This is a genomic window from Pseudomonas sp. GW822-FHT03F04 (assembly GCF_058801405.1).
On sequence record NZ_JBXANF010000004.1, the window covers coordinates 17,943 to 36,930 of the forward strand.

Consider the following 18,988-nt stretch of genomic DNA (forward strand, 5'->3'; position numbering starts at 1 on the left):
TCATGTCGCACCTGCTCGTGGCAGGTCTGGGTGAGTGTCCGCCGTCAGCCGGCGGCAAGCCGTTGTGGGGCTTACTGTTGAGACTAGCTTCAGAGCGCAAGGTTTAAAGTCCCTTCGTCGTCTGCTTGTAAGAAGCGTCCCAGAGCGGCACTCTCTGTTCATCCACTCACTTGCGATCCGTCACCGATTACTGCTGGAGAGATGCTGATGACCGATATTGATGCACGCTTGCGCGAAGACGTTCACCTGCTCGGTGAGCTGTTGGGCAACACCATTCGTGACCAGTACGGCGAGGCGTTTCTCGACAAGATCGAGCAGATTCGCAAGGGCGCCAAGGCTGACCGACGCGGCTCGATGGACGCTGAACTCAGCGCCAGCCTCAATCAGTTGAGCGAAGACGAATTGCTCCCGGTGGCGCGGGCGTTCAACCAGTTTCTCAACCTGGCGAACATCGCCGAGCAGTACCAGCTCATCCATCGTCGCGAAGAGTCGCAGGCCGCGCCGTTCGAGTCCCGGGTGCTGCCGGAATTGCTCGCCCGTTTGCGCGAGGAAGGGCACAGCGCCGATTCCCTTGCACGGCAACTGTCGCGACTGGAGATCGAGCTGGTGCTGACCGCGCACCCGACCGAAGTGGCCCGGCGCACGCTGATCCAGAAGTACGACGCGATCGCCGCGCAACTGGCGGCCCAGGATCACCGCGACCTGACCAGCGCCGAGCGCGAGCAGATCCAGAACACCCTGCAACGTTTGATCGCCGAAGCCTGGCACACCGAAGAAATCCGCCGCACCCGGCCGACCCCGGTGGACGAGGCCAAGTGGGGTTTTGCAGTGATCGAGCACTCGCTGTGGCAGGCGATTCCCAACCATATGCGCAAGGCCGATCAGGCACTGTTCGCCGCCACGGGCCTGCGTTTGCCGCTGGAGGCTGCGCCGATCCGCTTCGCGTCGTGGATGGGCGGCGACCGTGACGGCAACCCGAATGTCACCGCTGCGGTGACTCGCGAAGTACTGTTGCTGGCGCGCTGGATGGCAGCAGATTTGTATTTGCGCGATGTCGATCACCTGGCGGCTGAACTGTCGATGCAACAGGCCAGCGAAGCGCTCAAGGCCAAGGCCGGCGACAGCGCCGAACCCTATCGCGCCGTGCTCAAGCAATTGCGTGAACGCCTGCGCGCTACGCGCAACTGGGCTCATGCATCGCTGGCGGCGAACACTCCGGCCCCGGCGGATGTGCTGCACAACAACCGCGACCTGCTCGATCCGCTGGAGCTGTGCTACCACTCGCTGCACGAGTGCGGCATGGGCGTGATCGCTGACGGGCCGTTGCTCGATTGCTTGCGCCGGGCCGTGACCTTCGGCCTGTTCCTGGTGCGCCTCGACGTACGTCAGGATTCGTCGCGACACAGCGCGGCCATGACCGAAATCACCGATTACCTCGGCCTCGGTCGCTATGAAGACTGGGACGAAGAACAACGCATCAGCTTCCTGACCCGCGAACTGCAAAACCGTCGGCCGTTGCTGCCGGCGCATTTCAAACCCTCGGCGGACACTGCCGAAGTGCTAGCCACCTGCAAGGAAATCGCTGCCGCGCCGGGCGCTTCGCTGGGCTCCTACGTGATCTCCATGGCCGGCGCTGCCTCCGATGTATTGGCGGTGCAACTGTTGCTGAAAGAGTCCGGCGTACTGCGGCCGATGCGCGTGGTGCCGCTGTTCGAAACCCTCGCCGACCTCGACAACGCCGGCCCGGTGATCGAGCGCCTGTTGCTGCTGCCGGGTTATCGCGCGCGTCTGCAAGGCCCGCAGGAAGTGATGATCGGCTATTCCGACTCGGCCAAGGATGCCGGCACCACCGCGGCGGCCTGGGCGCAATATCGGGCGCAGGAACGGCTGGTGGAAATCTGCCGCGAGCAGCAAGTCGAACTGCTGCTGTTCCACGGTCGCGGTGGCACCGTGGGCCGCGGTGGTGGCCCGGCTCACGCGGCGATCCTGTCGCAGCCGCCGGGTTCGGTGGCCGGGCGTTTCCGCACCACCGAGCAGGGGGAAATGATTCGATTCAAATTCGGCCTGCCTGACATCGCCGAACAAAACCTCAATCTCTATCTGGCTGCCGTGCTCGAAGCGACCTTGCTGCCACCGCCGCCGCCGACGCCGGAATGGCGACATCTGATGGACGAATTGGCCGCCGACGGTGTCGCCGCTTACCGTGCCGTGGTGCGGGAAAACCCACAATTCGTCGAGTATTTCCGCCAGTCAACGCCGGAGCAGGAGTTGGGACGTTTGCCGTTGGGCAGCCGTCCAGCCAAGCGCCGCGCCGGTGGTATCGAAAGCCTGCGGGCGATTCCGTGGATCTTCGGCTGGACCCAGACCCGCCTGATGCTGCCGGCCTGGCTCGGCTGGGAAACCGCGTTGAGCAAGGCGCTGGCGCGTGGCGAAGGCGAATTGCTGGGGCAGATGCGCGAGCAGTGGCCGTTTTTCCGTACGCGCATCGACATGCTGGAGATGGTGCTGGCCAAGGCTGACGCCGACATTGCGCTGTCCTACGACGAGCGACTGGTTGAGTCGGACTTGTTACCTTTGGGTGTGCACTTACGCGACCTATTGTCGCAGGCATGTTCCGTGGTCCTCGGCCTGACCGGTCAGTCGCAACTGCTGGCACATAGCCCGGACACCCTCGAATTCATCCGTCTGCGCAACACCTATCTCGACCCGCTGCATCTATTGCAGGCTGAGCTGCTGGCGCGTTCGCGGCAGCAGAATGTCGAGCAGGGCAGCCCGGTGGAACAGGCGTTGCTGGTGTCTGTGGCGGGGATTGCCGCCGGTTTGCGAAATACCGGCTAAGGTTTTCTGCGTGGGGCGGGGCACCCGGGGCAAACGTCGGGTGCCGTTTATTGATCGTGGGGAAAATGCGGTCAGGCGACAGTTAATGATGGGGTTGCGACTTGGGGAACCGCGTCGCAAGGTCGCGGCAGGCGCCGGTTTCTCCGACTTTTGGCGTCTTGTGTGGGCGCAGCCTGCTGTGTATCTTGGTCAGCCTCTGGCCGTTTGGGCGGTCACGACCCTATTTCCAGGATTTCGCCCCATGAGGCGAATCCGTTGTTTTGCAAAAGCTTTTTATAAAAAATTGAGGAGCACATCTAATGCGCGTCATTCTGCTGGGAGCTCCCGGGGCCGGTAAAGGTACTCAGGCTAAGTTCATCACCGAGAAATTCGGCATCCCGCAAATCTCCACCGGCGACATGCTGCGTGCTGCGGTCAAGGCCGGCACTCCGCTGGGCGTTCAAGCCAAGAGCATCATGGATGCCGGCGGCCTGGTGTCGGATGACCTGATCATCGCACTGGTCAAGGACCGCATCGCTCAGGCTGACTGCGCCAACGGTTTCCTGTTCGACGGTTTCCCGCGCACCATTCCTCAGGCTGAAGCGCTGGTGACTGCCGGTGTCGAGCTGGATGCCGTGGTTGAAATCGCCGTTGAAGACGAAGAAATCGTTCAGCGTATCGCTGGCCGTCGCGTTCACGAGGCCAGCGGCCGCGTGTACCACATCGTCTACAACCCGCCGAAAATTGCCGGTAAAGACGACATCACCGGTGAAGAGCTGGTGCAGCGCAAAGACGACACCGAAGAAACCGTGCGTCATCGCCTGTCGGTCTACCACTCGCAGACCAAGCCGCTGGTGGATTTCTACCAGAAGCTGTCGGCTGCCAACGGCAAGCCGAAGTACAGCCATATCCCGGGTGTCGGTTCGGTTGAAGCGATCACCGCCAAGGTTCTTGAAGCGCTGAGCTGAAAAACCTGATCCGCTGCATCATCCACGGCCCGCTTGCGGGCCGTAGTTGTTTATACTGGCGCACTTTTTCCCCACCTGATTTACGGACACATCGATGAGCACCTTGCTGGCCCTGGACACCGCGACTGAAGCTTGCTCCGTTGCCTTGCTGCATGACGGCAAGGTCACGAGCCATTACGAGGTGATCCCGCGCCTGCACGCGCAGAAACTGCTGCCGATGATCCAGCAACTGCTGGCCGACGCCGGCACCACGCTGCAAGCCGTGGACGCTATCGCCTTCGGTCGTGGCCCGGGCGCTTTCACCGGTGTGCGCATCGCCATCGGCGTGGTGCAAGGCCTGGCGTTTGCGCTGGATCGCCCTGTGTTGCCGGTGTCGAATCTGGCGGTGCTGGCGCAACGTGCTTATCGCGAACACGGCGTGAGCCAGGTCGCGGCGGCCATCGATGCGCGCATGGATGAAGTGTATTGGGGCTGCTATCGCGAGACGGCCGGGGAGATGCGTCTGGTCGGCACCGAAGCGGTGTTGCCGCCGGAAGTCGCCGCGCTGCCGGACGATGCGACTGGCGACTGGTTCGGTGCCGGCACCGGTTGGGGCTACGGCGAGCGCATCGCGGTCAATCTGAGCGGTTCCGACGCGGGCATGCTGCCCCATGCCGAAGACCTGCTGACGCTGGCCCGCTTCGCCTGGGCGCGCGGTGAGTCGATCCCGGCCGACGACGCCCAGCCGGTTTACCTGCGCGATAAAGTGGCCACCCCGAAAGCCCGCTGAAGACAATCTCCCTGTGGCACCCGCCACAGGGTTCCGCCAGCTCCTGCCAATCGTCAGTTTCCAACGCCCCGCTTTAAACCTTTTGTCTTTTATGTGTTCTAGTTATCACTCGGCGATTTGCTAAGTCGGTCAGGTGCCGCTAAATTGCCATCATCGATACCGAGCATGACTTTATGCGTATAGACGGCGTTTCCACTCAGTCCTACCCCATCAAGCGCAAGCCTCGCAAAGGCAATCCGGCGCTGGATGAGTCCGTCGAGGATATCGAAGGCGAGCTGGAATTCCCCACCGAGGCGCAACTGGCCGCCCGTGCTGCCAAAAACGCTGCGCAACGCCTGAGCAATCTGCCCGCCCGCCAACAAGACATGATTTATCACCGTGCGATGAAGAAAAGCGTGGCCATGGCCCTGGCCAGCTACCTGAGCACCGCCGGCTTTGTCGATTGGGACGCAGACGTGCTGGGCCTCGACCTTTACATCTGATGGATCTGCCTTACTACCTCGGTTGCCCGTCCTGGAGTGAAAACGCCTGGCGCGAGTATCTGTATCCGGTAGACGCCAAGACCTCTGATTTCCTCGCTCTCTATTCGCAAGTGTTCAACGCCGTGGAAGGCAACACGACCTTCTATGCCAGCCCCTCGCCGGCCACCGTGCAGCGTTGGGCCGAGGTCATGCCCGAGCACTTTCGCTTCACCGCAAAATTCCCCGGCGACATCAGCCACAGCGGTGATCTGCGCGATCAACTGACCGCCGCCGAAACCTTTATCCAGTTACTCAGCCCTCTCGGCGAACGCGTGTCGCCGCTGTGGCTGCAACTGTCGAAAAGCTTCACTCCGCAACGTTTGCCAGAACTCGCAGCCTTCATCGACGCGTTTGATCGACCGCTGGCGGTGGAAGTGCGGCACGAACAGTTCTTCGCCAAGGGCGAAAGCGAACGCCTGCTCAATCGTCTGCTGCTGGATCGCGGTGTGGAGCGCATCTGCCTCGATCCGCGCGCGTTGTTCAGTTGTCTGTCCACCGAGTCTTCGGTGATCCACGCCCAATCGAAAAAGCCCCGGGTGCCAACCCGTCCGGCAGCGTTCACCCTGTTTCCGCAGGTGCGCTTCATCGGCCATCCCGAGCTTGAAGCCAACGACCCGTTCCTGGTGCCGTGGGTGGCGAAAATCGCCGAATGGATCGAAGAAGGGCGCACGCCGTACATCTTCCTGCACACCGCCGATAACCTTCTGGCGGCGAAGCTAGCGCAACGTTTCCATGCACAACTGATGCAACGTTTGCCTGGCCTGCCGTCCCTGCCTGAGCTATACAGAGAGCCCGCTGCCGAGCAACTTGGCCTGCTCTGAGGCGGATTCTTTTTCCTGCCCAGGAGCCTGCCGATGGACGCCCAAGCCCGCAAAGAACAAGCCCGTAAAGCCGAAGCCTTCAAAGCCCTGCATGAACGTCCCGGGATTTTCGTGATTCCCAATCCGTGGGACGCAGGTTCGGCGAAGATGCTGGCCAGTCTGGGCTACCAGGCGTTGGCGACCACCAGTGCCGGTTATGCGTTTTCCCAGGGCAAACCCGATGGCGCTTTGGGGCTCGAACAGACTCTGGACAATGTTCGGGCAATTGCCGCAGCCACGGATCTGCCGGTGGCGGTGGACCTGGAAAACGGTTTTGCCGACGCGCCGGCTGAATCGGCACAAAGTCTGCTTCGCGCAGCTGAAGCGGGTGCGGTGGGTGGTTCGATCGAAGATGCCACTGGCCGTCCGGATGCTCCGATCTACTGCTTCGAACACGCGGTGGCGCGGATAGAAGCCGCCGTCGCAGCGGTGCGCACGCTGCCGTTTCCCTTCACCCTGACGGCTCGCGCGGAAAACTACCTGCATGGCAATCCGGACATCAACGACACCATTCGCCGTTTGCAGGCGTTCGCCGAGGCTGGCGCCGACGTGCTCTACGCTCCGGGTCTGAGGACGGCTGAAGAAGTGTTGGCGGTGGTGCGCGCAGTCGCGCCGAAACCGGTCAACGTATTGATGTCCGGTGGGCTGAAGCTGACCGTGCAGCAACTGGAAGAAATGGGCGTGCGGCGCATCAGCACCGGTTCGGCGCTGGCACTGGCGGCGTTTGGCGAGTTTTTCCGGGCTGCCGAGGAAATCCAGCAGTCGGGCACGTTCGGTTTCACTTCGCGTTCGATGCCGTACGCCAAGGCCAATCAGTTTTTCAAAGGCTAAGGAGAGGCGGGATCAGGCGGCGATGCGCAGGTTCTGCTGAACGATCGGGCGCACCCAGCCGTTATCGAAGTCCAGGGCTTTCTGCTGTTCGACGATTTCTTCCGGCGGGAACGGCGGGTAAGGCTGCAGCAGATCCAGATCGAACTCGGCAATCGGCAGGTACAACGGCTTTTTCTGCGGGGCAGGGCCCGGTTCCGGAATCGGCTGGCCGTTGTTGATCACGACTGGACGAACCCAGCTGCTGTCGAAATCCTGCTGCTTTTGCTGAGTCTTGATGGCTTCCGGCGGGAACGGAGGGTATGGCTCGGCCAGTGTCATGTCGATTTCGGCAATCGGCAGGAACAGCGGCTCAGGCGGGCGAACCGGGGTTTCCACCACGTTGCATTCGCGCTGGTCGATGATGTGGGCGTGCAGTTCACTGCCGACGGTTGGTTCTTCAGGGCTATCGAGATCAACCGGCGGGAATGTGCCGCAGGCCGGCACCACATCACTCGACTGCTCGGCCATCGCCTGGGCAAAGAAATCCTGCCACAGGTGACTGACGCCGCTCAGTGCTTGAGTGTTTTGACGGCTGAAATCGCCATGGGGCGAGATGTAGCCAATCGATGTGGGAAGAATGCCTGACATTTTTTTCGGTTGACGCTCAGCTCTGGCAAAATGCGCGTTGATTGGGTTATCGGCGGTTTTTGCCGATCCTTAACTTTTTTGAGCGTGTTTTCCATGATTGAGCAACCCGCGGCCTGCCGCATCCATGTCGAAGCCCTCGGCCCGACGTTCGAAGCGCAGGCCGAGCAGTGGGCCGAGCGCCTGAACCTGCCGTTGCAGGTGGCTGACGGCGAGTTCGCCCTGCAGGTCGGCGAGCAGGGTTTGCAACTGCAACAGCTGGGGCCGGATGCGCCGGGGCCGGTGCGGGTCGACTTCGTCGAGGGTGGCGCGGCCCATCGTCGGTTGTACGGCGGCGGCAGCGGTCAGATGATCGCCAAGGCGGTCGGCATCGCCCAAGGTGTGCGTCCGCGGGTGCTGGATGCCACGGCGGGGCTCGGGAAAGATGCGTTCGTGCTGGCGAGCCTGGGCTGCGAGATGAGCCTGATCGAGCGCCAGCCGCTGATCGGCGCCTTGCTGGAGGATGGCCTGGCCCGCGCGGCGGAAGATTTCGACGTGGCGCCGATCGTGGCGCGGATGACGCTGCTCAAGGGCAACTCCATCGACGTGATGCGTAACTGGGAGGGCGAGCCGCCGCAGGTGATCTACCTCGACCCGATGTTCCCGCACCGTGAGAAAACCGCATTGGTGAAGAAGGAAATGCGCCTGTTCCGTCCGCTGGTGGGCGATGATCCGGATGCGCCGGCCCTGCTGGAAGCGGCGTTGGCGCTGGCCACGCACCGGGTAGTGGTCAAGCGCCCGCGCAAGGCGCCGTGCATCGAAGGGCCGAAGCCGAGTCATGCGCTGGACGGCAAGTCCAGTCGCTATGACATTTACCCGAAGAAAGCGCTCAAGGCCTGAGTCGCCGCATAAGAAAATCCCACGCATGGCGTGGGATTTTTGTTTTCAGGGGCGATAGGCCCGCATGAACAGCTCGACCACTTCCTGCACATGGCTTTCCGCTGCCTCGCCCGTCAGTGGTTCACCGCAGCCGTACAGCAGCCGGAAATTCCCCGCGCCCTTGATCAGGCAGAAGAAGTGCTCGGCGGCGTTGTGCGGGTTGTCGATGCTCAGCACGCCGGTTTCATGAATCCGCCGCAGCAAGCGCTCCATGCCTTGCACCATGCGCTGGGGACCGGCCTCGAAGAAGATCAGCGACAGCTTCGGATCCTGACTGCCCAACGCCATGATCAGGCGATGCAGGTTCACCGACTCATCGCTGTTGATCAGGTGATGAAAGCCTCTGGCAATGTTCAGCAACACATTTTCCACCGCGATGCCGTCCGGTAATTCGAAGAACAGCGGCGGCAATTGCTCCTCGCATTTGGCGACGACGGCGGCAGAAAACAGCGTTTCCTTGTCATTGAAATGGCTGTAGACCGTCAGCTTCGACACGCCAGCCTCCGCGGCCACCGCGTCCATGCTGGTGTTGGCATAGCCGTGACTCAGGAACAGGATTTTCGCCGCTTCGAGAATCGCCTGGCGCTTGGCCGGATCCTTCGGGCGGCCGGGGCCGTTTGGAGCTGAAAGATTGTTCGACATTCTTCGCTTTTAATACTGGACTGGTGAGTTTGCTATTAATAACATACCGGCCAGTATAATTATTCCAAGCCTCCTTAGCGAAAGGTCCTTCACCATGTTCCGCCATGCGTTGTCCTTTGCGGTGCCAGTCACTCTGGCGTTCTTATTGTCGGCATGTGGCAAGGAAGAGGTGACGCAAGTCAGCGTGCGACCGGCCATGGTGGTGCAGCCAGAGCCTTCGGCGCAGGCGATGGAAAGTTATCCGGGCGAGGTTCGTGCCCGGTATGAACCGGATCTGGCGTTCCGTATCGGCGGCAAAGTCAGCCGACGACTGGTCGAGGAAGGCCAGCGCGTGAAGGCCGATCAGCCCCTGGCCGAGCTCGATCCGCAGGACGTGCGCCTGCAACTGGAGGCGACCCGCGCCCAGGTCACCGCCGCCGAAGCCAATCTGAATCTGGTGCGCGCCGAGCGTGACCGCTACAAGACTTTGATGGAACGGCAGATGGTCAGCCGCTCGGCGTACGACAACGCCGAAAACCTCTACCGCTCCGGCGAAGCCCGCCTCAAACAGATCAAAGCCGAATTCAACGTCTCGACCAATCAGGCCAGTTACGCCGTGCTGCGTGCGCCACAGGATGGCGTGGTGGCCAAACGCTCGGTCGAAGTTGGGCAAGTGGTCGCCGCCGGTCAGACCGTTTTCACCCTCGCCACCGATGGCGAGCGCGAAGTGCTGATCAGCCTGCCGGAGCAAAGCTTCGGCCGGTTCAAGGTTGGCCAGCCAGTGTCGGTGGAGCTGTGGACTCAACAGAACCAGCGCTTCGCCGGGCAGATCCGCGAGCTGTCGCCGGCCGCCGATCCGAAATCCCGTACCTTCGCCGCGCGCATTTCATTCACCGCCGGCAAAGTCCCGGCAGAGCTCGGCCAGAGCGCCCGGGTATTCGTGCAGACCGCCGACGTAATCCCGCTGTCGGTGCCGCTCTCGGCCCTGACCGCCGAAAACGGCGCGACCTATGTCTGGGTTGTCAGCGCCAACAACACCTTGAAAAAGACGCCCGTGCGCATCGGCCCTTTCGGGGAGAAAACCGTGCCGGTGCTCGAAGGCCTCAACGCCAGCGACTGGGTAGTGGCCGCCGGCGTGCATGTGCTGCTGGAAGGGCAGCAGGTGCGTCCCGTGGATCGCTCCAACCGTGTGGTCAATCTGGCGGACAAGGAGTAAGGCCCGATGCGCTTCAACCTTTCCGAATGGGCGCTGCGTAATCGCCAGATCGTACTGTTCCTGATGCTTCTGCTGGCCATCGTCGGCGCCTTGTCCTACACCAAGCTGGGGCAGAGTGAAGACCCGCCGTTCACCTTCAAGGCCATGGTCATCCAGACCCGCTGGCCGGGCGCCACGGCGCAGGAAGTCTCGCGTCAGGTCACCGAGCGTATCGAAAAGAAACTGATGGAAACCGGCGAGTACGAACGCATTGTCTCGTTCTCCCGCCCCGGTGAATCCCAGGTCACATTCATTGCCCGCGACTCGATGCATTCGGTGGAAATTCCGGACCTCTGGTATCAGGTGCGCAAGAAGGTCAGCGACATCCGCCAGACCCTCCCGCCGGGGATTCAGGGCCCCTTTTTCAACGATGAATTCGGCACCACGTTCGGCAATATCTATGCGCTGACCGGCGACGGTTTCGACTACGCCGTGCTCAAGGATTATGCCGACCGCATCCAGATCCAGCTGCAGCGGGTCAAGGATGTGGGCAAGGTCGATCTGCTCGGGCTGCAGGACGAGAAGATCTGGGTCGAGCTGTCCAACGTCAAACTCGCCACGCTCGGCCTGCCGCTGGCAGCCGTTCAGCAGGCGCTTGAAGAGCAGAACGCAGTGTCCACCGCCGGGTTCTTCGAGACCGGCAGCGAGCGGTTGCAGCTTCGGGTTTCGGGGAATTTTCAGACAGTCGACGAGATCAGGAACTTCCCGATCCGCGTCGGTGATCGTACGTTCCGTATCTCTGATGTCGCTGATGTGCGGCGCGGTTTCAACGATCCACCGGCACCGCGCATGCGCTTCATGGGCGAAGACGCGATCGGGCTTGCGGTGGCGATGAAGGACGGTGGCGACATTCTGGTGCTGGGCAAGGCCCTGGAAGTCGAATTCTCCCGCATCCAGAAAAACCTGCCGGCCGGCATGCAGTTGCGCAAGGTGTCCGATCAGCCGGCGGCGGTGAAAAGTGGCGTCGGTGAGTTCGTCCAGGTGTTGGTTGAAGCGCTGGCCATCGTGTTGCTGGTGAGCTTCTTCTCCCTTGGCGTGCGCACCGGCATGGTGGTGGCGCTGACCATTCCGCTGGTGCTGGCGATGACGTTCGCCTGCATGTATTACCTCGGTATCGGCCTGCACAAGATTTCCCTCGGTGCGCTGGTGCTGGCGTTGGGCTTGCTGGTGGACGACGCGATCATTGCCGTGGAAATGATGGCAATCAAAATGGAGCAGGGTTTCGACCGGATCAAGGCGGCCAGTTACGCCTGGACCAGCACCGCGTTCCCGATGCTCACCGGCACGCTGATCACTGCCGCAGGCTTCCTGCCGATTGCCACCGCGCAGTCCGGCACCGGTGAATACACCCGCTCGATCTTCCAGGTCGTCACCATCGCGTTGCTCGCTTCATGGGTGGCGGCGGTGATGTTTGTGCCGTACCTCGGGGAAAAACTCCTGCCGGATCTGGCGAAAATTCACGCCGCCAAACACGGTTCGGGGGACGGACATCCGGACCCTTATGCCACACCGTTTTACCAGCGGGTTCGACGGCTGGTGGAATGGTGCGTGCGTCGGCGCAAAACGGTGATCGTGCTGACGGTGGGGCTGTTCGTCGCCTCGGTGATGCTGTTCAAGTTCGTCCCGCAGCAGTTCTTCCCGGCCTCCAACCGGCTGGAGCTGATGGTCGATCTGAAACTGGCCGAAGGCGCTTCGCTGGCCAACACCACCGCCGAGGTCAAGCGACTGGAAGCGATGCTCAAGGATCACGCTGGCATCGACAATTACGTGGCCTACGTCGGCACCGGATCGCCGCGTTTCTACCTGCCGCTGGATCAACAACTGCCGGCGGCGAGCTTCGCCCAGTTCGTGGTGCTGGCGAAAACCATCGAGGAGCGTGAAGCGCTACGTACGTGGCTGATCGATACCTTGAACGAACAATTCCCGGCCCTGCGCTCGCGGGTCACGCGGCTGGAAAACGGCCCACCGGTCGGTTATCCGGTGCAGTTCCGCGTCACCGGCGAGCACATCGAGGAAGTCCGCGCATTGGCACGCAAGGTCGCGGCCAAGGTTCGCGAGAATCCGCATGTGGTGAACGTGCATCTGGACTGGGAAGAGCCGAGCAAGGTCGTGTACCTGAACATCGATCAGGATCGCGCCCGGGCACTGGGTGTGAGCACGGCGAATCTGGCGAAATTCCTCCAGAGTTCGCTGACCGGTTCCAGCGTCAGCCAGTACCGCGAAGACAACGAATTGATTGAAATTCTCCTGCGCGGCACCGTGCATGAACGCACCGAACTGTCGCTGCTGCCGAGTCTGGCGGTGCCGACCGACAACGGTCGCAGCGTTGCGCTGTCGCAGATTGCCACGCTGGAATATGGCTTCGAGGAAGGCATCATCTGGCATCGCAACCGGCTGCCGACCGTGACCGTGCGTGCGGACATTTATGGCAAGGAACAGCCGGCGTCGCTGGTCAAACAGATCATGCCGACACTTGATCCGATTCGGGCTGAGTTGCCTGACGGTTACCTGTTGGATGTCGGCGGTACCGTCGAGGATTCCGAGCGTGGGCAGAAGTCGGTGAATGCCGGTGTGCCGATGTTCATTGTCGTGGTGCTGACGTTGCTGATGGTGCAACTGCGCAGTTTCTCGCGCACGGCGATGGTGTTTCTGACGGCGCCGCTGGGGTTGATCGGGGTGACGCTGTTTCTGTTGGTATTCCGTCAGCCGTTCGGGTTTGTGGCGATGCTCGGGACAATTGCGTTGTCGGGGATGATCATGCGCAACTCGGTGATTCTGGTGGATCAGATCGAGCAGGATATTGCGGCGGGGCTCAGGCCTTGGCAGGCGATTATCGAGGCGACGGTGCGCCGGTTCCGGCCGATTGTGTTGACGGCGCTGGCGGCGGTGCTGGCGATGATTCCGTTGTCGCGCAGTGTGTTTTTCGGGCCGATGGCGGTGGCGATCATGGGGGGGTTGATTGTGGCGACGGCTCTGACGCTTTTGTTTTTGCCGGCGTTGTATGCGGCTTGGTTCCGGGTTCGTCGGGACGGGTGATTTGGTTTGTTGAGCGTGGCGGCCTGCGGGCCGGCCAGGCTCTGGGTGTTCTTTGTGAATATCCGTTGCTTCGGGTGCTGCCGCTGGCGGTTCCGCTCTTACAGCGGCTCACTTTTTCAAACGCCAAAAAGTAAGCAAAACGCTGGGCCCCGGCGTTCGGCACCTCGCTTTGGCTCGGTGTTCCTTCGTTCCGGGATTCATCCGGGGGCATCGCCTCCGGTTTGCTTCGCTGCACCTCCTCTCGATGTGTTCGACTGCGTCGAACGGCGCTTCGCGCCTACCCCCGGATAAATCCCTCCACTCAGCCTGCCGAAGGGGCCGGCACGTCAAGAGCGGTACTCGAGCTAACGCTCATTGTGTTTGAGTGGTTGTGGTGTGGGTTGTGGGGGCTCCTACAGCTTTTTCAGAATTCTCTGATATTGAGGCCGTCCGGTCTGGGGTGTTGTACTCGGTCCTCTGTTTTTATGAGTGATCGAGAGGTTTTTTGTGAAGAAGCCGCCGGTATTGAAAGGACGGTCCGATCCCGTATTCGATTTGTTGGCGCGGGCGCCTCACAAGCAGCATCTGGTGGATTATCTGGCGCTGCTCAAGCCTCTTGATGATCGGGGGCGTTATTTGCCTTTTGAGGATTTGCGCTATCGCTGGGCGCCGGGGCTGGATGCTCGTTTGTGTTGGGCGTTGGTGAAGAGGGCGAGGGCTGCGCAGTACGTCAATCTCCTGCCGTTGGGCGAGCCACCGCAGTGGGGCAAGTATTTGCTGACGCCATCGGCACGGAAAACCCTTTCGGCCGTCGATCTGCAGACGACTTCCGCTTCGCTGGAATGCATGACCGGGCAGATCGGCGAACGGTCGCATTTCAGTTATTTGCTCAATGATCTGATCGAAGACGAAGTGGTCGCCAGCAGCCAGTTGGAAGGTGCGGCCACGACCACGCGAGTTGCCAAGGACATGCTCAAGTATCAACGGCAGCCGCGCACGCCGGACGAGCGCATGGTCATGGGCAATTACAGGATGATGAATTTCGCCTGGGAAAACCGTTACCAACCCTTGAGCGTCGACTTGATCGCGGCAATGCATCGGGTGGGCGTCGAGGGGATCGATGACGCGCAATACAGTCCCGGTTTTTTCAGGACGAACGATGAAGTGGTGGTACAGGATGGCGAGGGCAACACGGTGCATACACCGCCGCCGGCTGTCGGGCTGGTGATGCGTTTGCAGAGGCTTGTACGCTGGATCAATCAGCCACTCGGTTCACCTCAAGAAAGGGACTACCTGCACCCGTTGATCAAGGCGATCACGCTGCATTTTTCTCTGGGCTACGAACATCCGTTTCGCGATGGCAACGGACGGGTCGCGAGGGCGCTGTTCTACTGGTTCATGTTCAAGCACGAGTTTTCGGCATTTCGCTACATTGCGATCAGTCCTTTGCTGCGCAACGCACCGGTGAAGTACGGACGTTCGTATTTGCACAGCGAGGCCGACGAACTGGATCTGACGTATTTCATCGAGTTCCAGTGTTCGGTGATTCAGCGTGCAGTCAGTCGCTTCACGGACGTCTACCGCAAAAGCCTGGCGTACACGGAAGACTTTGAGCGGTGGCTGATGGCGTCGGGTTTTTTCGAGCGGCTGACGCAAAGACAGCGGGCGCTGTATCAGGTGGCCAAGAGTGGAGTGGCGAAGAAATTTACGGCGAGCAATGTGAAGGAGCACTTGGGCTGTTCTTGCAGCACGGCGATGTCAGCCCTGAATGGGCTGGTCGAGTTGCAGGTCTTCGAGAAAAGGAAAATGGGCAGCGAGTGGGTGTTCTTTTTACGCAGTCCAGCCAGAGAGTTAAAGGACGGGAGCGAGTTGTCTCGCTCCCGTGCAGCGTCGGCCTAGAGGCTGCCAAACACCTTCTTCGCCAGACTCGTCGCCGCAGCGGCCGGGTTCTTGCGAATGGTTTCTTCCTGTTTGCCGATCATTTCGAACAGACCGTTCAGTGCCTGTTCGGTGACGTAGTTTTCGACATTGGCGCTTTTTGCATCGACTACGCCCAACGTTGCAGCCTGGCCGGCGAAGGCGTTGTATTTCTGCGCCACGCCGACTTTGTCGGTCGCCTGTTTGACGATCGGCAGGAACTTGGCGCGGATCTGTTCGCGGCTGGATTTGTCCAGGTACTGCGTCGCGGAGTCGTTGCCACCGCTGAGGATGCCTTTGGCGTCGGCTACGCTCATTTTCTTCACGGCATCGACCAGGATCGGCTGGGCCTGGGTCACGGCGGTTTCCGCGGCCTTGTTCATGGCGGTTTCCAGTTCATCGACCTGGGCGCCCATGCCGAACGCTTTCATCTTGCCGGCGACTTTGCCGAGTTTGCCCGGCAGCTCGATTTTCACGTCCGGGTTATTGCTGAAGCCGCCCGGCGTGCCAAGTTGTTTGACGGCCAGTTGCGCACCTTGGGTCAGGGCGTCCTTGAGGCCGCCGGTGGCGTCGCCTTGCGACAGGTCGCTCAGTGACAGGGCCATAGCGTTGGCGGAGATCATCAGGCCCGCGCACAGGCCGGCGAAGCGAAGGGTTGGACGGAGCATGAAAGCTTCCTTGTTCAAAAGAATTAGCGGGCGGCGTCGACGCGGATCTTCAGCGGCTGCGGATCCTTGCCATCAAGCTGCACGGCATGGTTTTCGGTGGTGATGAACATCAGCTCGCCGTTGACTTCGATGCGTGCGCTGACCGAATAGCGGTGGCCGGGTTTGACCTGGGCCGGATCGTAGCTCAAGTGGAACGGCAGCGGCACCTGGCCTTTGACCGGGCCTTTCTGTTCGTCGAGCACTACCGCCGGAGCATCGGCCAGCGAGACGTCCTGCAGGCTTACGCTCAAGGTTGCGCTCGGTGGCAGGGCGATGCGTTGCAGGTAGAACACTTCACCGTCGAGGCTGGCTTTGCCGGCTGGCGAGGTCGATTGGCAGGCGCTGAGCAATGTGGCGGCGACCAGCAGGGATAGTTTTTTCATCGGAAATCTCCGTATCGACGGCGCCAGAAGAAGCCTGGCGCCTGTAGGAATTTAGTCGCTCTGCGCAGGGGTGGCGGGCTGATCGGCTGCATCTTCACTGCGATGCAACGCCACCTGACGGATCGACAAGCGAATCTCCGCCGGCAACACCCGTTTGGCTGCGCCTTCGGCCAGTTCGCCGAGCAGTTCGTGGTAGCTCAATTTGCCCGCTTCGTCGCGACGCAACACGTCGAGGTCGAGCATGGTCTGGATGAAGTGGCGGAACAGGCTCTTGTCGAAGAACTCCGGTGCGTTCAGGCCATGCAGGATCGACAGGCGTTGGGCCATGACCGTGCACAGGTCTTCCAGCTCTTCGGCGCTGATGGTGTTCTGGCCTGCGTTGAGCAGCAACGACACGGTCATGTAGAAGCGTTGCAGGGTCTGGGCGATGCTCTTCGACAGCAGGGTCAGCAGCACGAAATGCCGCGAGCTTGGCGCCGGGCGCAGGTACACGTCTTTTTCGAAGCGCAGCAGGCCTTGTTCGACGAACGCTTCCAGCCACTGATCGATCACCGTGTCCAGTTCGTCCAGGGTCCAGCGGATGAACAGCTCCGATTGCAGGTACGGATACAGGGCGCGGGTGTAGCGCAGGATCTGTTCGCGGCTCATGCGCGAGGCGCTCTGGAAGAAGCTCGCCAGCAGTGCCGGTAACGCGAAAATGTGCAGCACGTTGTTGCGGTAGTAGGTCATCAGGACGGCGTTCTGCTCGTCCAGATACAGAATCTTGCCCAGCGCATCATTCTGCTCGGACAGCAGGTCCATGTCCTTCACGTGTGAGATCAGCGCCCGGCCATCGCCCTCCGGCAACGTGGTATGCGGCGAGTACGGGACTTTGCGCAGCAGCGCCAGGTACAGATCCAGCACCCGCGCCATGGCCCGATCGTCGAGCGCCAGCCGGGTGGTCGACAGCAGCGCCAGCGCCACCAGATTCACCGGGTTGATCGCCGCCGCTTCGTTCAGATGCTGCGCGACTTTCTCGCCGAGGCGATTGGTGGTTTCGTTGAGCCACGCGGGTTTGTACTGCGGGCCGAGTTCCTGCTGACGCCAGCCCGGTTGTTCGCTGTCGAGGAATTCCGCGAGCTTGATCGGTTCGCCGAAGTTCACCGCCACCTGGCCGAAGCGCTGCTTGAGCGCGCCGATGACTTTGAAGATGTCGAAGATCGACTCTTTCTTCTTGCTCGCACCGCGCAGTTCGCCGAGGTAGGTACGACCTTCAAGTACGCGCTCGTAACCGATGTACACCGGCACGAACACGATCGGCATCCGCGACGAACGCAGGAAACTGCGCATGGTGATCGCCAGCATCCCGGTTTTCGGTTGCAGCATGCGGCCGGTACGCGAGCGGCCGCCCTCGACGAAGTATTCGACCGGGAAGCCTTTGGTGAACAGGGTGTGCAGGTATTCGTTGAACACCGAGGTGTACAGCGGGTTGCCCTTGAACGTGCGGCGCATGAAGAACGCACCGCCACGGCGCAGCAGGCTGCCGATCACCGGCATGTTGAGGTTGATCCCGGCGGCAATGTGCGGAGGGGTCAGGCCGTTGCGAAACAGCAAGTACGACAGCAGCAGATAGTCGATGTGGCTGCGATGGCACGGCACGTAGATCACTTCGTGACCCTGGGCGACCTTCTGCACGCCTTCGATGTGGTTGACCTTGATCCCGTCGTAGATCTTGTTCCAGAACCAGCTCAGCACCACTTCCAGAAAACGGATCGCGGTGTAGGTGTAGTCCGAGGCGATCTCGTTGCCGTAGCGCAGGGCCTGGGCCTTGGCTTTTTCCGGGGAGATGTTTTCGCGTTCGGCTTCGTCGAGGATCGCTTGCTTGACCAGTGGCTGGTTGAGCAGGCCCTTGACCAGGTTACGGCGGTGGGAAATGTCCGGGCCGATCACCGCAGCCTTGAGGTTGCGGAAGTGCACCCGCAGGATCCGCTGGGCCATGCGCACGGTGCGCTCGTGGCCCTTGTTGTGTTCTATCAGCTCGCGCAGGTGGATCGGTGCTGAGAATTGCACGCGGGTCTTGCGGCCCAGAATCATGATGCTCAGCAGGCGACGCAGGCGCCCGGTGACGGCCCAGCTGTCGGCGAACAGCAATTTCCACGGGCTGTTCTCGCTGTCCGGCGACTGGCCCCAGAACACACTGACCGGAATGATCTGCGCGTCTTCGGCGGCATTCTGGCTCAGGGCGCTGACCAGTCGGGTCAGGGTCGGCGGCGCACCGCGCTTGTCCTGGCGGCCGAGCCAGTCCGGGTCCGGCGTCAGGTAGAAGAACGCCGCCGGCTCCAGCAGATTTCCGACTGACACCGGCAGCACCGGGCGCGGCAAACCGGCCTTGGTGCATTCGGTGTCGACCACCGCCAGATCGGTCAGCGATGGGTTTTGCAGGACGTAGAACACCGGACGACTGCGGTCGAGGTTGAGGGTGAACGACGACTGGTTGATCGTCTCGGAGCGAACCCAGAGATACAACAGTCGGCGCAAGGTGCCAAACACAAGACGGCGGAACGGGGAACGGGTCATACGGCTTCTGCATGAGTGGATAAACCGAGCGTTTGCTCGGGCGGTCGACAGTTTGCCGGATTACTCGAAAATCGGCAAAAAAGCGGCGAAGTAATCTCCTGTTGAGAGTTTTGTCGCCTGTCATATACTCGGCGCTCTGTCGCCGGGGCCCTTTTATGGACGTCGGACGCAGGCTGACGTTCCGTAAAGGCTTTCCTGCGAAAAGCCTGTTCAATAATAAAAAAGG

15 protein-coding genes are annotated in these 18,988 nt (G+C 61.2%); 10 read left to right on the forward strand and 5 right to left on the reverse strand.

Annotated features, from left to right (window positions below; translation table 11 throughout):
- Positions 1-207: 207 nt before the first annotated feature.
- The 6 genes from ppc to AC1RMX_RS09665 all read left to right on the forward strand — a co-directional run bounded on the left by ppc (position 208) and on the right by AC1RMX_RS09665 (position 6,766).
- Entirely contained in the window at positions 208-2,838 is a 2,631-nt protein-coding gene (gene ppc / locus AC1RMX_RS09640) for a phosphoenolpyruvate carboxylase (protein ID WP_493071648.1), read from the forward strand.
- Positions 2,839-3,137: 299 nt separating this feature from the next.
- Positions 3,138-3,785, forward strand: coding sequence for an adenylate kinase (adk, locus tag AC1RMX_RS09645; protein WP_096819653.1), 648 nt, complete (start codon positions 3,138-3,140; stop codon positions 3,783-3,785).
- 94 nt (positions 3,786-3,879) lie between these two features.
- The gene (tsaB, locus tag AC1RMX_RS09650) at positions 3,880-4,554 is read left to right on the forward strand and encodes a tRNA (adenosine(37)-N6)-threonylcarbamoyltransferase complex dimerization subunit type 1 TsaB (RefSeq protein ID WP_096819652.1); all 675 of its coding nucleotides are present in this window, start codon (positions 3,880-3,882) and stop codon (positions 4,552-4,554) included.
- Positions 4,555-4,727: 173 nt separating this feature from the next.
- Positions 4,728-5,036: a hypothetical protein gene (locus AC1RMX_RS09655; RefSeq protein ID WP_096819651.1), complete on the forward strand. Its 309-nt coding sequence runs from the start codon at positions 4,728-4,730 to the stop codon at positions 5,034-5,036.
- Positions 5,036-5,896: a DUF72 domain-containing protein gene (locus AC1RMX_RS09660; RefSeq protein ID WP_096819650.1), complete on the forward strand. Its 861-nt coding sequence runs from the start codon at positions 5,036-5,038 to the stop codon at positions 5,894-5,896. The genes AC1RMX_RS09655 and AC1RMX_RS09660 overlap by 1 nt, the downstream gene beginning before the upstream one ends.
- A gap of 33 nt (positions 5,897-5,929) precedes the next feature.
- Entirely contained in the window at positions 5,930-6,766 is an 837-nt protein-coding gene (locus AC1RMX_RS09665) for an isocitrate lyase/PEP mutase family protein (RefSeq protein WP_192559895.1), read from the forward strand.
- 12 nt (positions 6,767-6,778) lie between these two features.
- Here the strand turns inward: AC1RMX_RS09665 and AC1RMX_RS09670 are convergent, their stop codons facing one another.
- Entirely contained in the window at positions 6,779-7,393 is a 615-nt protein-coding gene (locus AC1RMX_RS09670) for an energy transducer TonB (RefSeq protein WP_102621439.1), read from the reverse strand.
- A gap of 93 nt (positions 7,394-7,486) precedes the next feature.
- Here AC1RMX_RS09670 and AC1RMX_RS09675 point away from each other — a divergent pair, with 93 nt between their 5' ends.
- Positions 7,487-8,269 (forward strand): class I SAM-dependent methyltransferase, encoded by a 783-nt coding sequence (locus tag AC1RMX_RS09675; protein ID WP_425220359.1) that lies wholly within the window; start codon positions 7,487-7,489, stop codon positions 8,267-8,269.
- A 45-nt stretch (positions 8,270-8,314) separates the two neighbouring features.
- On the opposite strand, the gene AC1RMX_RS09680 is transcribed toward AC1RMX_RS09675, so the two are convergent.
- Positions 8,315-8,950: a TetR/AcrR family transcriptional regulator gene (locus AC1RMX_RS09680; protein ID WP_085729787.1), complete on the reverse strand. Its 636-nt coding sequence runs from the start codon at positions 8,948-8,950 to the stop codon at positions 8,315-8,317.
- Between the two features lie 94 nt (positions 8,951-9,044).
- On the opposite strand from AC1RMX_RS09680, the gene AC1RMX_RS09685 reads away from it, so the two are divergent.
- From AC1RMX_RS09685 to AC1RMX_RS09695, 3 genes are all read left to right on the forward strand, one after another.
- Positions 9,045-10,145: an efflux RND transporter periplasmic adaptor subunit gene (locus tag AC1RMX_RS09685; RefSeq protein WP_096819646.1), complete on the forward strand. Its 1,101-nt coding sequence runs from the start codon at positions 9,045-9,047 to the stop codon at positions 10,143-10,145.
- Between the two features lie 6 nt (positions 10,146-10,151).
- On the forward strand, positions 10,152-13,220 hold the full coding sequence (locus tag AC1RMX_RS09690; protein ID WP_493071651.1) for an efflux RND transporter permease subunit: 3,069 nt from the start codon (positions 10,152-10,154) through the stop codon (positions 13,218-13,220).
- 486 nt (positions 13,221-13,706) lie between these two features.
- Positions 13,707-15,098, forward strand: coding sequence for a Fic family protein (locus tag AC1RMX_RS09695; RefSeq protein ID WP_493071653.1), 1,392 nt, complete (start codon positions 13,707-13,709; stop codon positions 15,096-15,098).
- On the opposite strand, the gene AC1RMX_RS09700 is transcribed toward AC1RMX_RS09695, so the two are convergent.
- Genes AC1RMX_RS09700 through plsB form a run of 3 tightly spaced genes read right to left on the reverse strand, consistent with a single transcriptional unit; the run spans position 15,095 to position 18,762 of the window.
- Positions 15,095-15,784 carry a DUF4197 domain-containing protein gene (locus AC1RMX_RS09700; protein ID WP_096819643.1) on the reverse strand — a complete coding sequence of 230 codons (690 nt, stop codon included), beginning with the start codon at positions 15,782-15,784 and terminating at the stop codon, positions 15,095-15,097. The two genes, AC1RMX_RS09695 and AC1RMX_RS09700, sit on opposite strands and share 4 nt — an antisense overlap.
- A 23-nt stretch (positions 15,785-15,807) precedes the next feature.
- On the reverse strand, positions 15,808-16,206 hold the full coding sequence (locus AC1RMX_RS09705) for a YbaY family lipoprotein (protein WP_493071655.1): 399 nt from the start codon (positions 16,204-16,206) through the stop codon (positions 15,808-15,810).
- 51 nt (positions 16,207-16,257) lie between these two features.
- Positions 16,258-18,762, reverse strand: coding sequence for a glycerol-3-phosphate 1-O-acyltransferase PlsB (gene plsB / locus AC1RMX_RS09710; RefSeq protein WP_493071657.1), 2,505 nt, complete (start codon positions 18,760-18,762; stop codon positions 16,258-16,260).
- Positions 18,763-18,988 lie beyond the last annotated feature (226 nt).